The organism is Bradyrhizobium cenepequi (assembly GCF_020329485.1).
Classification (GTDB): Bacteria; Pseudomonadota; Alphaproteobacteria; order Rhizobiales; family Xanthobacteraceae; genus Bradyrhizobium; species Bradyrhizobium cenepequi.
Window position 1 is genome coordinate 13,701 of the sequence record NZ_JAGKJI010000020.1, and the last position, 15,956, is coordinate 29,656.

Annotated in this window: 4 protein-coding genes; all 4 read left to right on the plus strand. The window is 61.4% G+C overall.

What is annotated here, in order from left to right:
- Positions 1–128: 128 nt before the first annotated feature.
- The 4 genes from J6497_RS20980 (at position 129) to J6497_RS20995 (ending at position 15,950) form a co-directional block, all read left to right on the plus strand.
- A complete protein-coding gene (locus J6497_RS20980) occupies positions 129–13,073 on the plus strand; it encodes a filamentous hemagglutinin family protein (RefSeq protein WP_225706180.1) in 12,945 nt (4,314 codons plus the stop codon).
- 593 nt (positions 13,074–13,666) lie between these two features.
- Positions 13,667–14,365, plus strand: a complete 699-nt coding sequence (locus J6497_RS20985; protein WP_225706181.1) for a TonB C-terminal domain-containing protein — start codon at positions 13,667–13,669, stop codon at positions 14,363–14,365.
- Complete coding sequence (locus J6497_RS20990; RefSeq protein WP_225706182.1) at positions 14,362–14,874, plus strand: RNA polymerase sigma factor; 513 nt, start codon at positions 14,362–14,364, stop codon at positions 14,872–14,874. Before J6497_RS20985 ends, J6497_RS20990 begins: the two co-directional genes overlap by 4 nt.
- Before the next feature lie 101 nt (positions 14,875–14,975).
- The gene (locus tag J6497_RS20995) at positions 14,976–15,950 is read left to right on the plus strand and encodes a FecR family protein (protein WP_225706183.1); all 975 of its coding nucleotides are present in this window, start codon (positions 14,976–14,978) and stop codon (positions 15,948–15,950) included.
- Positions 15,951–15,956: the final 6 nt, after the last annotated feature.

The window sequence follows — 15,956 nt, forward strand, 5'->3', positions numbered from 1 at the left end:
TGTCGCTAATATTTCGTGAAATCCTGAGAAATTTTAGTTCGGTCGCGGGCACCCAAGACGGATCAGCACAATGAGAGGATCGTGTCCACGGTCCTTCATGTGAAGCCCGTTGCCGAAAGAGCGCGCTGATGTTCCGCCGTCCTGCCGCCATCCGTCCCCATTCGACCACCGGATATGCCCGCCGTACCGCATTGTTCGCGAGCGTCAGCGTCGCGGCGTTGTTCATGGCCGGTCCGCTGGCCGTTGCGCGTCCGCTGGGCGCTCCGCAGCCGACGCCATCGGCGGCCGCCGCTGCTGCGGCTCAGGTGGCGGCCGAGGCGGCGGCGCGCGCGGCAAGCCAGGCTGCAGCTTCGTTGAAGCGCGCAACGCTCGCGATCCAGGCGCAGCAGGCGGCGCAAGCAGCGGCGCGCGACGCCGCAGGGGCCGCGCTCCGTGCCATGCCGAGTGGGATTCCGAATGGTTTGGGTCCCGGCGGGCTGCAACGGGCGACTGGACCCAACGCGGTCTGGATCGGCGCCAACAACCCGACTGAGGCAACCGAAGGCGACCGCACCAAGGTCAACATCGAGCAAACGCAGAGGAATGCTATCCTCACTTGGGAAACCTATAACGTCAGCGAGAACACGGATCTTCGTTACGATCAGAAGGGCCATCGCGATTGGGTTGCACTCAACCGCGTCCTCGATCCGAATCTCGCGCCGAGCAAAATCCTTGGCACCATCAAGGGCGACGGCACTGTTCTCGTCATCAACCAGAATGGCATCATCTTCGGCACCGGCTCACAGATCAATGTTGGCAGCCTGATCGCCAGCACGCTTGAGGTTGGCCCTTCGGTCGCTCCCCAAGGCGCCGGCGGGCAGGCGCTTCCGACAAATATGGGCTGGCGCAACGAGAACTTCGTGCAAAACGGGCTGCTGGGATACGATGCCCCGAGCGGCTATGGGCCGTACAAGGCCCGCTTCTCGGCTCTTTCCGGTGCGCCGGCCAATACTGGAACGATCAGTGTTGCCCAGGGCGCCTCCATCGCGACCAACGGCGATAGTGGCCTCGTGCTGCTCACAGCCCCGCATGTGATCAACGCCGGTGCGATTTCGGCGCCGGCCGGGCAGGTCATTCTTGCTGCCACCAGCATCGGGCTTTACCTCACGCCGTCCAGCGGGGCGGCGGGCGATAATGCGACGCCGCCTGTCGGCTCTTATGAAGCTGCGGCCGATCCCAATATTCGCGGCCTGGTACCTGCAGTCGAACGTGGCAGCAGTGTCGCTGGATACTATGTCTGGAATCGGAGCTCGGGCTTGATCGAGGCCGACCGGGGGAACATCACTCTCGTCAGCCCGAGTCGTGACTTCTATTTCCCCGTCGGAGGGGCCGTCTACAACGACGGCATTCTTTCCTCGACGACGAGCGTGTCGCGCAATGGCTCGATCATGATCGACGGGGCCGACGTGCGTCTCGGCGCCGGGTCGCTTCTTAGCATCCTCCCTGACAGGGGTGGTGAAACGATTCCGCAGGATCCGACCACTCTCGGCAATTTCAAGTCTTCGGTGATCAAGGTCGGGGAAAATGCGAACAACATCGAGATGCAGCCGACCGCCTTTCTGCTCGCGCCGGGGGCGAACGTGCAGTTCGGCACAAGCGAACTCAAAGGCGCGCCGAATCTACCCCTCAATCAGAACATCCTCATCAGTTCCGGCGCTGAAATCAATGTCGCCGGCCTGACTGACGTTTTGGTGCCGACAGACCAGGTTCAGATCGTCATCGATCCCGCCAAGAAGAACGAACTGCGCGACAGCCCGCTCTATCGTGACGGATTCCTCAATGGTGCGACGATCTATCTCGATCCCCGCCGCTCGGGTGTGCGCGACGACGGCGTAGCCTGGATCGGCTCGCCGCTGATCGACGCCACGGCCTATTACCAGCTTGCTGGCGTCAACGCCGATCGGCTGATGACCAAAGGCGGCAATGTCACCTTCGGTCCCAGGTCGGGCAATTTCCAGGCGGGCGCATTCCAATCTTTCAACACACCTTCGGTCGTCGTCCGCGAAGGCGCCGTGATCGACATGTCCGGCGGATGGGCCAGATATCAGGCCGGCACGATCCGCATCACCAAACTGATCGACCAGTTTGGCCGCATCGTTGATATCGGCGATGCCGATCCGAACGGAGTCTATATCGGAATCTATGGCGGCTTTACGCGCCATCACGCGAGTTGGGGGATCACCGAAACGTGGACCAATCAGTTGCGGATGAACGGTCAATATTTCCCGGAGTACACCGAAGGACGTGACGCGGGAACCCTTCGAGGGACCGCCTCGGCTTTGGTTCTCGACGGCACGCTCTATGCACAAGCTTATGCGGGCAGCCGTCAGCTTACCGACTCTCAGACCGGCACCGGCACGTCGACCATCGATGGCGACCAGCGCGCCGTTCAAGGCTCGAATGGTGAACTGCCTGCCGGCGGCGCACTCATTATCACCGCACTTGCCGGCGCCACCATCACGAATGCCGTGCCGCGAGTACCCGATGGTGCCTATGACGGATGGACGCGGGGACAGATTGCGAGCGACACCGGAATCTATGCCCCACCAAGTCCAACAACAGGCCTTTACATCCCCACCGAGCGGCGCAACACGCTCTATCTCCCCAATAGTCTTCTTTCGAGTTCCGGTCTGAGCCAGGTCTCCCTGGCGATTGGAAAAATTACCGTCGATGCTGACACTACGATCACGCTCAACGCTGGCGGTATCTTCGATGTCCTCGCCGGTAGGATCGATATCAATGGTGGCATCGTCGTCCCGTCGGGAAAGATCATTCTCGAGTCCGTTGACATCAACATCAACGGCGGCCTTTCCGTTGCCGGCCGCTGGGTAAATGAATTCACGGCCCCGCGAGACTATATTCAAAGCCACGCGTGGCTCGATGGCGGCACCATCTCAATGACGGCTATCTCCGGAACTCTCAAATACTTGGACGTCAACGGCAACGAGACCACGAGCAAGGATCCCACAGTTACCGCTCAGGACATCTCCGGGAGCATTCTTGTCAGCCAACACGCTAGCTTGAATCTCTCAGGCGGCGGCCGAATTGACCGCGACGGGGCGTTCGACCTCAGTGCAAAGGGCGGGAATCTCACGCTCAAAAGCGATGCTCACTATTATCCGACCGGCGACAGATCGGGCTTTCGGATCATCTCGATCGACGATGACGGCGTAACCTCTGTGGCGATCAATCCCGATCGGATCAACGCCCGCATCGTTATCGATCCCGCTTCCATCAAGGCGCATGGCTTCGGCGGTGGTGGCACGTTTACGCTTGTCACGCCCGAGTTCTCTCTCGGCGACGGCGTCGCTACGACCGGGACGGTGCTGCCGTTCGACTTCTTCTCGACTGCGGGCTTCGCCAATTACGACATCACCTCATACAAGACAGAACTTTCGCCAAGCACCTTCACCAATGGTTACGGCGGTTACAATGCGCTGTTGGCCACACAGACCATCACGGTTGGTACGGGACAGACTCTTGCGCTGGTGCAGTCGGTCCTTCCCAATATTCTCAGTACGGATCAGCATAAAGCTCTTCTCGGACTGGATAGTGGTGGCGATGTCAACAAGGTGGTCTCGCCGGTCGTTCCGGGTGACGCCTGGGACCAGCGCGCGGTCAATCTGAGGCTTGGCGGTACGCTCGAACTCCATGTCGAACACGGCGGCCGCGTCACCGGCGCAGCGGGGTCTTCACTCATCGTCGGCGGGCTCCTGAACGAAGGAACGATCCGCATCGCCGGCGGCAAGATCACTCAAGAGCTGATCCTGCCGCGGAACTATGCGTCGGGAATCCAGAGCGCAAACGATGCGATCGGCATACGATCTCTTTCAGATGTCTTCAGCGTCAACGCGGACGGAACGATCGATCCGAATGCACCGAGTAAGTACAGGACCGCGGGCGGCGCGCCGATCAGTAACCAGGATCTCGCAGGCGACTTCTATAGCATCGGCGGGGTTCAGGGCCGTGCGATCTACAAGCTCGGCCGTCTCGATCAGGGCCAGGGCATCGTTCTTGCTTCCGGCAGCGTGACCGATCTCTCCGGCGCCGTAATCCTCGATCCACGCGCGGTCGGCCGGGGCGGGGCTATCACGACCGGCAAGATCGTTGGCGGTGGTACGCTCGCAGCGTTACCCACGCAGGTGACTGGAAGCACTCTTACTTCGCCGATCCGGATGGGCGGAACGATTGTTGCTAACTCCGGCGCACTGATCGATCTCTCCGGCACGTCGGGCGCCTTCGATATTCCCGTCAGAAACACTCTCTCGCTTCGTGGCGGATATGTTTCGACGCCAGTCTGGAGCGACGGTGGCGCCCTGTTGGCGGGTGCGGGCGGCACATTCACCGGCGCCGTGATACGCGCGAACGGCGGCGGCGCTCAGGCGCAGGGCGGCACTTGGCAAGTCCTCAACCCGATCTTCACCCAGCATGATCCGGCCGCGGCAACGGCGAATGTCGTGTCCGCTGATATGATCACCCGGTCAGGCTTCGACACGTTCATCGCCACCGGCAACATCACCTCGCAGGGCGATGCGACGTTGACCCTGGATCGGGCGTTCGTCCTTCAGTCCAAGCCATGGGACGGTATGGCGAGCCCAGTGAGTTTTGCGCCTGTCATTTCGACAGGCGGCACATTGGTGATCGATGCGCCTTATATCGGTTTGCAGAACGCCGTCGATCAGGCCAATCCCGTCACGACGGGCACGCCTGGCCCCGGCACGGTCACCTTCCGTGGCCGCCAGATCGACATCGCCGGTTCAACGTTGTTCGACCGATCGGTATCCCACGCGATCTTCGATGCCAGCGGCGATATCCGCCTGATCGGCGTCGTCCCGTGGCAGACCACGTTTCAGGGCGCTACCGATATAGTGCCAACACTCAAAGGCATGATCTCGGTCAATGGCGATCTTTCAATGATCGCAGGCCAGATCTATCCGACCACGGGATCGAGCTTCGCCGTCACTTCGACGGCGGCAGACGGTACCATTGCCACCGGTCGCAGCAGCGGCGAGACGCCTGCGGCGCCTTATTCGGCAGGGGGTAATCTGCTCATTCAGGCCGCTCATATCGTCCAGGGTGGCGTCATCCGCGTGCCGTTCGGCGCGCTGACGCTTGGCAGCAATGCGGCGTACACCACGACCGCCAATAACGTCACCACCAAGTATGCGCCGGCGACACAAAGCGTCGTCCTTGCGGACGGCAGCATTACCAGCGTCTCTGCGGGCGGGCTCTCGATTCCCTACGGCACCACCACCGACACGATGGAGTGGTACTTCGCCCCGACCGGCAACGATGCTCTGACCGCGCCTCCCACCAAGGTGCTCAGCCTGAACGGTGGCAGCATCACGCTTGCGGCCGGTGCAACGATTGACCTTTCTGGCGGCGGCGATGTGTACGCCTACGAGTTTGTTCCCGGCACTGGCGGTTCGCGCGACGTACTGAGCCAGTTCAACGCTGATCAATACAGCGCAAATAAAATCAATGAAGTCGGCTATCAATATCCGGACGGACGTCAGGTCTATGCCATCGTGCCAGGCCTCTCCGATGCGCCGGCCGCCGCTTACGATCCGATCTATTCGGCGAATTATGGAAATCTAAGTGCGGCCTACGGCGTCGGCAAGCGCGTCTACCTCTCCGGCGGCAACGGGCTTGCAGCGGGCTGGTACACGTTGCTGCCGGCACAATATGCGATGCTCCCGGGCGGCATGCGTGTGGTCGAACAAACCGGAGCAAAGAATGTCACTCCAGGCTTGTCGGTGCGGCAGGCCGACGGCACGGTGATCGCGTCCGGTTACTATGGCGATGCGCTGTCGGGCGCTTCACAATCGCAGATGCGGCTGTTCAGCGTGCAGTCGCAAGACGTCATCCGCTCCTATTCCAATATCGAGTTGACGTCGGGCAACCATTTCGCGATCGCCAAGGCGAACAGCGACGGTACCGTCGCGCCGCGCACCGGCCTCGATGCCGGCCGTCTGGTGCTCAATCCGCTCAGCACCATGACGATCGATGCAACCGTCTCCACGGCGGCCGCGACCGGTGGGCGCGGCGCGCAGGTCGATATCAGCGGCACAAAGATCAACATCGTCTCGAACCTCGCCGGCGCGCCGGCCGGCGGCGTCATTCAACTGACAGCGGCCGGCTTGAACAAGCTCAACGCAGAGAGCCTGCTGATCGGCGGCATCCGCAAGGATAACGCCGACGGCACCACCAGCCTTACCGTCACCAGCAATTCGATCCTCGTCGCCAACGATGCAGCGAATCCGCTGGTGGCGCCGGAGATCCTGCTCGTCGTAGACGACGGCCTGAGCGGCAACGTTGCATCGCAACTCACGCTGAATGACGGCGCGACACTGATCGCCACTGGCGTGATGAGTGACCAGCGAAGCGGTGCTTACATTATCGACGGGCGCCTCGGCACCACGGTTATCAACAATGAGACCAGTTACACTTCGCCGGCTCAGAGCGCGATCGGTGCGCTTATCCGCGTTGCCAATGGACCGCAGCGTGTGGTGCAGCGGCTGCGGACGCCGACGTCGCCCACGAATCCGGGCAGCCCCGCGGGGCTCGACGCCAGCCTCACAGTCGGCAATGTCAACCTGCAGGGCAGCGCGATCGGTCTCGACACCTCGCACAATGCCAGCGTTGCTGGCGGCGCGCTGTTGCGCGGCAAGGAGATCGCCTTTGGCGCCGGCGCGCTGGCCTTTACCAGTGGTAGCGTTTCTGCGGGCACAGTCGTGATCACGCCGCAGTTGCAGGCGATCCTGTCCCAGGGCGATCACCTCACGCTGCGCTCGCAAAGCTGGATCGGTTTCGACAACGGTACATACAGCTTCGGTGCAACGACCTTCGATGCGGCGACACTGCTGTCGTTGGAAGGCGGCACCGTCAGTCTCCAGGCTAGCCAATTGCAATTGAGCAATGCCGGCACGGCCGGCACCGCGGCCGGCGGCTACGGCACACTTACGATTGTTGCCGACGAACTCACGATGGGCAGCGGCACGATCGCCACCTTCGGCTTCGGCGGTGTCAGCATCACCGCCACGAAAGGCATATTCTCGGCCGGGACGAACGGCGTCTTCGATGTCGGTTCGGCTAACCTGGCTCTGGTCACGCGGTATATCGGCGATCGGGCGGTGGCGGGCGTTGCACCGAAGTCTTCGACCGGAATGGCGCTGCGAAGCACCGGTGCAGTGACAATCACAAATGCGGGCATTACCGGGATCGATCTCGCCAACATTTCGGGAATCCCCGGCTCATCGTTGACCATCGAAGGCAATGGCGTGTCGATTTCCGGCACGCATCTGCGCGCCACGGCCGGCGCGCTCACCGTCAAATCGAGCGGCAACCTTGCGCTGTCGAACGGCGCCGTCATAGAGGCGCCCGGTTACGAGAAGACCTTCGGCGATGCTGCCGATCCGCAGACCGTGGCTGCACCCGGCGGCACGCTGTCGCTCGTCGCACTCGGAGCCGGCGGCATTGCGCTCGGCGATGCGCTGCTGTCGGTCGGTAGCGGCGCCGGCGATGGCGGCAATCTCAAGCTCTCGGCCGCCAATGGTGCGGTCGATTGGGGCACAGCGATTCTGAGTGGGAAGGGCGGCGCAGGCGGCCAGGGCGGCACCTTCTCCCTCGATACCAATGGCGCCATCGACCTCATCGGGCTCAACGATCGCGTCGTCGCGAATGGATTCACTGGCGGCTTCAATCTGCGAACCCGCACGGGCGACATCGTGCTCGGCGTCGGCCAGATTCTGAAATCGGGTTCGGTCAACCTGACGGCCGATGGCGGCTTCGTGACCATTGGCGGCATCATCGATACCTCAGGCACCAACGGCGGCGACATCGAACTCTACGGCGTGAACGGCGTCACGCTGCTCGGCACGGCAAGACTCGATGCGCATGCCAGCGGTTATGCCGCCGACGACACCCGACAGGCCAAGGCGGGCAACATCACACTCGGCACCGACTTCCTGCCGGGGCGCGCCACCATCCAGCCCGACGGCAGCGTCAGTGGAAGCACCGCTGACAGCGGCACGATCACCATCGCGTCTGGCGCGGTGATCGATGCTTCGGTCAGCCGTCCGGGCAATCGTCTCGTGCGGATCATGCGCAACGGCACCGTCAACTACGCCTATGTACAAGGCGATGAGGGTGGCATCGTTTCCCTCCGTGCACCGGTCGTCACGGACGGTGGCGGTAACAATAAGACGGTCAATGTCGAGGTCGTGTCGGCAAGCAGCATCATCGGCGCGCGCGCTATCGACCTCGAAGGCTTCAAGCGCTGGGATCTGGCCCAGGTCGCGGCCAGTGGAAATTATACCGGCGTCACCCGCGACGCTGGCACCAACACCATCGCACTGGACTTGCGCCCCGGCCTTGACACCGCGAACAGCGATGGCACGCTGACCACCGTCGCCGGGCTGAACTTCCTCGGCGACAGGGGTGATAGCACCGTCGTTCAGTTCGTGCAGGACTTCTCCCTCTCCGGTCTCGATACCAAGCTCGGCGGGCTTGCCGCGCAATCGAACTTCCATGCCCGCCCGGGCGTCGACCTGAAACACGACGGCAACATCACGCTGGTCTCGAACTGGAATCTCGGCGCAGGCACTGTCAATGTCGATACCGCCAAAGCGGCCGAGGTGATGAAGGTCGATCCCATCAGCGGCCAGAACTATGTGATCGTGGGCAAGGAAGCGGAGCTATTGGCGAACCACACGACGATGACCTATCGCGTCGGTGGCAGCCCGACCGGCGCTGCGCCGCTGATCTCGCTTCGCGCCGGTGGCGATCTTCATCTGAAGGGCAGCGTCACCGACGGCTTCTTCCAGTTCCGAGACCAGTACGATGCAACCTATCAATCTTATCTGAACGCAAAAGCCAGCAGCTTCGTTCTTCCCCTAATGACGGTAGGGATATTCAGTGGAGGAGATGGATCCAGTCTTGTCGACTGGACGACATTCGTCAGTTCCTTCAGTCCCTATGATGATTTTTATGGACAACACCTCAATAGCATTGATTACGCCTTCCAATTCATTGATGAAATGACCGCCCAGTCCGGTGGGTCAGGCGGACGGCTGGTGGCCGCGATACCGTTCAGCGCGAGTGGCAACTCCGCCGCGGCATTGGGAACGGGGGCCGGCGGGGTCGGCGACCCTCTGGCCAGCGCGGTGGTGTTCCCGCTGTTGTCCGGGGGGCGGATCGTTGGATCTTCCGATTATCGGCTGGCGGCGGGGGCCGCCACGACCAGCGCCGATCCGTTGCGGATCGCGTCGGCGACGGCCGGCAACCTGATTGTCGACATCGCCCAACCCCGGAGCATGACGGTGGCCGCCGCCAGTGTGGGCGGTAGCTTCTCGGTCGAAGTCTATGACGCCAGCTATTCCCTTGCCGGTTCCTTCGCAGCCGGGCAAGCCGGCTTTGAGGATTTCCTAAGAAACCAGTTCCCGGGCCTGTCGGACGACGCCGCCATCTCATTGCCCTATGCAAACTCGGTGCCGACCAGTCTGCAGAACTTCGTCGACGCGACGCTCGCCGCTGATCCGAGCGCGCATGTGCAGATCTGGAGTAACGCCAATTGGGGCGAAGTGACGATGTCGGTTTCGATGTTCGCTCGTTACCTGCAGCAGAATCCGGCCGGATTCGGCAACGGCGGCGCTAGCAACGTCACCATCAATCTCCTGCCGCAAACCATGGTCCGCACTGGGACCGGTGGCATTCGCTTGGCTGCCGCCGGCAATGTCGACCTCACGGGCGGCGGCGTCACGTACATAACAAAGGAGGGCACTGCCACATCGGTCCCTTCCACTAACGTCTTGAGCGGTATTGCAACTCAGTTGGGCGGCGCGGCGATCTATACCGCCGGCCGTCCCGCCGAATCGATCTCCGAAATCCTGTCCGATCCGGTCACTGGCGCGCGCGTGAGCGTATCCGCCCAAGCGTCGACATCATCGATCTTCAGCGACCCGCCGGATTACAGGTATGGCGTTAACACCGGATCAGCGAATAGAGGTGCTGTCAGCATTGTGATCGCCGATACGCTGCGGCTCGTTGGCGGGGGCGACGTCGAGGTAACGGCGGGCGCGGATGTGTTGGGGCGCCGTGACTTGTCCCTTGGCAACCTTCGCAGTTTTGCGGTTTCCAGTATGCCATGGGTCGGATCGATCAGCGTCCCAGGGTCGACACTCACCGTTCTGTCTAACGATCAGCCGTGGCGTATTAACAGTGTCAAACAGGATGCTACCTTTGCATCGATCAACCCGCAGCTGTTTCGCTCGGGCGTCGGCGCACTTGGCGGCGGCAATGTCCTGATTGAGGCGGGCGGCACTGTCTCGGACATCACGGCAGTTTCGGGTACCTCTCTTGTCACCGCGACGGCTTTTGTCACCCCGAAGGACGCGCCAGCGGGTACTGACCCGACCCCGACCAAGATGCTGCTGACACTGGGCGGCGGCGACGTCGCGATCCGCGCCGGAGCGGACATCTTCGCGGCCAGGATCGATGTGGCGAGCGGTATGGCGCAACTTTCCGCAGGTGGCCATATCGGCAGCCTGCCCCTGCTTATGGGCTTCAGCACTTTCCAGTATCGCGATCCGAACAATAGCTTGCGCACCGTGAGCGTGCCAACCCTGGCGGACAGCGAAACGCAAATCCGCATCAATGATGCGTCGGTCAATCTCGCCGCCGGCGGCGATATCACTATCCAGGGCATCCGCCAGCTGGATGGGTTCTATTCCGACCGCAGCGCGTTGAACCTGGTAGCGAATGGATCGATAACGATCACCAATACCGCACCGATGTCGCCCAAGATTATCGGTGATCTCCGCATGGGATCCTATGCCATCTATCCCGGCACGCTCACGGTTGCTTCGCTCATGGGCGATGCCAATCTGCGCACCTATGCAGCCCCTCCGGGCTATCAGACCGCGAACCCCGCGCTTGCGGAGTATAATCTGGATGCACCAACTGCGATCCTGATGGTGCCCAATCCTCAAGGACAGCTCAGCATTCTCGCGGGCGGCAATATCGCCCCAGCCAAGATCGCCATGCTCGACGGCGACCCTAACCTCTTGCCCGGTCTGTTCACCCTCGGTGGCAACATCATTACCGACGCCCGCCCCAGCGGTACGGTCGGCGGAGGTCCAAATTATCAATTTGCTTTCCCCGCGGTGTTTTCTACGACGCGGGAAGGGGAGCTTGAGAAGCAGCACACGGCCGCCGGGACTCATGCCAAGGACCCGACACCGATCTACATCTACGCGGATGGTGATATCGGAACCGCGGTGAGCGGCGTAACGCTTTTCCTGCCCAAACAGGCGCGCATTGGCGCCGGGCGCGACATCGTCAACATGATGTTCTTCGGCCAGAACCTCGCGGCGAACGATCTCACCCGGATCGTCGCCAGAAGAGACCTCGTCGGTACGACTCGGCTCGTACCTACCACTCGGCTCGGACCCACTCAGCCAGTCTTATTGGGTAACAGCTTCATTCTCGGCGGGCCTGGCGACCTGATGGTCGAGTCTGGGCGCAACATGGGGCCGTTTCTCAACTCGGCCGTAATCAAGAATTGGAATCTCGATGATAACGGCCTCACGATTTCGGCGAACGGCGCGCCGCTGCGTTTCGGCCAAGGCATCCTCACGGTCGGCAACGACTGGAACCCCTATCTGCCAGAGCAGGGCGCAAACATCACCGTCCTGTTTGGGGTTGGCAAGGGTGCTAATTACGATGCGCTACGCGATGCCTATGTCGCTCCGGGCACAGCGGCCAATACATTGGGTGGTTATGGGACGAAGCTGATCGTCTGGATGCAGAAGAACGCGGCGGATGTGCTGAACGCCCAGTTCGGGACGAGCGATGTGAACGAGCAGCAGGCCTATCAGGCGTTCTTGTCCCTGCCGTTCCTGCGTCAGCGGCTGTTCCTGATCAACGACGTCTATTTTAATGAACTGCGTGCCCCAGCGGTCAAGGACGGTCCATCCTATCTGGAATATTCACGCGGATATACCGCTGTGAATACACTCTTCCCGGCATCGCTCGGCTACACGGCCAACAGCCTGGAAGGCGGTGCGAACGACAGCTCCATTGCCCATACCGGCGATCTCGATCTGCGTCTGGCGGCCATCGAGACGATGAATGGCGGCAATATCAACATCCTTGGACCCGGCGGCCGCGTGCTCGCCGGCTCGGTCGTCAGCACGGCGCAACAGGCCGCTCGGCGCAACTACGCGGGCTACGGCCTCTATAGGCCGCAACAACCTAACGGTGGAGACATCGCGCCCATTGAAGCGATCCCAACGGGGTATGAAGGTGTAATCAGCTTGCGTGGCGGCACCATCAACACCTTCACCGACGACGATTTCCTGCTCAATCAGAGCCGTCTGTTCACTGTGAAAGGTGGTGACATCACCATGTGGTCGTCAAATGCCGACCTTAACGCTGGACAGGGCGCCAAAACCACGCCGAACTTCCCGCCGGCAGTGGTGCGGATCGGCAAGAATGCCTTCGCCGAGCTCGATCAGGCAGGCGCCACATCAGGCGCGGGTATCGCCGCACTACCACCCGGTGTGGGTGTCAAGGCGCCGGACGTCTATCTGCTCGCGCCACGCGGCGCGGTTGATGCCGGTGATGCCGGTGTGCGTTCAGCGGGCAACCTTTCGGTCGCAGCACTGCGCGTGGTCAATGCGGATAATTTCAAGGTTGGCGGCATAACGGCAGGCATCCCGACCGTCCAGGCGCCGAATATCGGTGGCTTGACCGAGGCGTCGAACACAGCTGGAGCTTCAGCGAAGCAAGCCGCGACGCCGACGCAGGGGAGTGGCGACTCGCAGCCCTCCATTATCATAGTCGAATTCCTCGGGTTCGGTGGGGGCGATGGCGATGGTCGCGCGCCAAACGACGATGAGCGGGAACGCCAGCGTCGAAGCGACGGACAAAACCAGGATCCGCGGAACCGTGTGCAAGTTCTGGACGCCGGCGAACTCACGCCAACACAATGGCGCGAAATGGTGGAAGAACGGCGCCATTTGGTGGAGCATTGACAAGATGTTAGACAGCATAATCAAACGTCCAATGTGACCACCGGGTTCCCGGCCGACCATTCATCGGGGCATGAATGCTGGAATGGAAAGGACACGGCACCTCTTGTGTTACGAGGCGGCCTTTCCTTGAAGGAGGAGCCGCGCGCCTCGTAGATTGGAAGAGAGCCTTTGCGCCAGACGTCGATGCTGGCCTTCACCGCCAGTCTAGAGTCGCTCCCCCACTACGCAGCGTTACGATTTCCCGTGCCAATCGACGATATTGTGTGACGGCGTTCGCTCGACGGTAGCGGCAAAGGCACTGCACGTAGAAGCAACTTTTAAGGTGGCGACGCAATGCGCGTCCGCGAACAGGGCATCGACCGTCGAATTGCGAGCGTCGAAACCGGCATGATGGATGCGTGAAGCTCTCGAAATCCAAAGTCGCAAACTTCGTCCAACTGTCACAATACAGGTCTAAACACGGCGCGGTATGCCCCGGCGAGCGGCGAAAGGATATCTAATGTCAGCCGCGCAGCCGCTTGGATACCATGAACAGGAGCGAGTAATTCGGCAGTGTCATGCGAGGTTCGCGTGTTTCAGGTTCGCGATCTTGGATGCTGTCGTTTGCTGCTTCGGTAGTCATCATCCTTTGGCTTTCTGTTCTCATTTCCAATCCAGGCCGAGCAGATTCCAGTGTTTCTGGAAGGAAGGCTGCCCCGCGCAGCCTGGTCTTCAGTATTCCATCCCAACCGCTTGGTGCAGCGCTGGAAATCTACGCTCGCATTTCCAGCCGTGAGGTCCTCTATGAGGGAGCTCTGGCCGAAGGACGTCATTCCAGCCTTGTTGAAGGTGTGTACGCGCCGGAAGTGGCACTGCAGATATTGCTCGCTGGCACCGGCCTGTGGGCGGACGTCAAGGATGCCGATTTCTTCGTGGTGGGTCCGGTGCCGACTGGTGCGACGGTGCGCAGCGTAGAACGCCAATCGTTAGACCACCGGCGTTACTACGGTCTACTTCAGGCCAGCCTCAGGACTGTGTTCTGCGGAACCCGCGTACTGTCCGATAGTAGCAGGGTTGCAGCCCGTTTGTGGGTTGGCCAGGCGGGACAAGTATTGCAGGTGAAGACGCTCAGCTCCACCGGTAGCGACGCGATGGATCGGAGCGTTGAAGCTGCCTTGGGCCAGATCAGCCTGGGTGTGGCCCCGCCCGCCGGATTCGCGCAGCCGATTACCATCGTCGTCCTGCCGAGCGATCCAGATATGCGACAGGATTGCGCTGCTCTCCGCGGCGGCCCAAGCAGGGCCGGGCCATGACGGAAAGCAGTCTGCTGGTCCTGCGTCAGCTCTTTCTTACAAGCTACGGAGAACTCAAGGCGAAACTCGCGCAGCGGCTTGGGTCGGCGGATCTTGCCGACGATGCGGTACAGGACACGTGGCTGCGTCTGAACCGGGTCGAACAGGTCGGACATGTCGGCAGTCCGGTCAATTATTTGTACCGGATTGCGCTCAATGTCGCACGCGACCGCATCCTGTCGGAGCGGCGCTATCTGAATTCTGCCGAAATCGAGAAGATGCTCGATCTCGCTGATGAGACAGCGGACCCGACGGCGAGCATTGAGGCGCGCTCTGAACTGCGGCTAGTCGAGATGTTCATTTCGGAATTGCCGTCTCGGCAGCGTGACATTCTCGTAGCGGCGCGTCTTGATGGCTTGTCGCGTAGCGAAATTGCCAAACGCCTGGGCATTTCCTTGAGTCTCGTCGAGAAGGAGCTGAAGTCGGCTCACGAGTATTGTCTTGCTCGTCGCAAGCAGATGCGAAAATAAAATGCGGTTCGGGGCTCTGAAAACCGTCTTAACGTCAGACATCTCTCGTGTGGCCCAAGCCACAAGAGCATCTCAATTGACAGGTGTCGAGGGTCATCGCGGTGGACGATAGGGCCGAAGGCGAGCTGAGGGGTGAGGCGGTGGGCTGGGTCCAGCATTTGGACTCCGGCCGGGTGACTCCTGCCGATCTCCAAGCCCTGAAGCGGTGGCGTTCACGGAGCCCAGACCACGAAGCAGCCTTTGCTGATGCGCTCCGGCTGTGGAAGGAGTTTACCCCTGCAGCGCGCGGCATGCGCGAACGGGGGCAACTGTCGCCCGCGTTGGCGGCTCGGCCACTGTCGCATTCGGCGCTCAGCCGCCGTGCTGCTATTGGTGGGGCGCTCGCCGCCGTCTCGGCCGTGGCGGCCTATGCCATGGTTTCCCCTCCGCTCGATCTTTGGCCATCAGCTGCGGAGTTGGCGGCAGACTATCGCACCTTGACAGGTGAACAGCGTCAACTGGAACTTCCGAGCGACGTTTCCATGCACCTGAACTCGCAAACGAGCGTGGCGCTGCGGGGCGACGACGGTGCTCGCGTTGAACTGATTTCTGGCGAAGCGTCGTTCGTGTCGAAGTCCCAGCAGGAGCGCCGTCTTGTCGTGCTCGCGGCCGATGGCATCATGACGACCAGTCAGGCCCATTTCGATGTTCGCCGCGCCGGGCATTCCGTGTGCGTCACATGCGTCGGCGGCAATGTCAACGTCACACTGGGATCCCAAGCGACGATGCTCGGTCCCGGCCAACAGGTCAGATATGATGATCGGGGGCTTCAGCCTGTTGCGAGCATTGATATCGAGTTCGTCACCGCCTGGCAGCAAGGTGTATTGATCTTTCGTTCGACTCCGCTGGCCGAAGTTGTCGAAGAGATCAACCGATATCGGTCGGGCAGGGTGATCCTGATGGATCGAGAGCTCGCCCGAAAGTCCATCAGCGGCCGCTTCCGTATCGATCATATGGATGACATTCTGGTGCGCCTGAACCAGGCCTTCGGGATCACGAGCCGAGCGCTGCCGGGCGGCATCGTTCTGCTGAGCTGAAAACTG

Coding starts and splice junctions, on each gene's coding strand:
- J6497_RS20980 (WP_225706180.1), top strand. CDS start 129: ATGTTCCGCCGTCCTGCCGCCATCCGTCCCCATTCGACCACCGGATAT.
- J6497_RS20985 (WP_225706181.1), top strand. CDS start 13,667: ATGCTGTCGTTTGCTGCTTCGGTAGTCATCATCCTTTGGCTTTCTGTT.
- J6497_RS20990 (WP_225706182.1), top strand. CDS start 14,362: ATGACGGAAAGCAGTCTGCTGGTCCTGCGTCAGCTCTTTCTTACAAGC.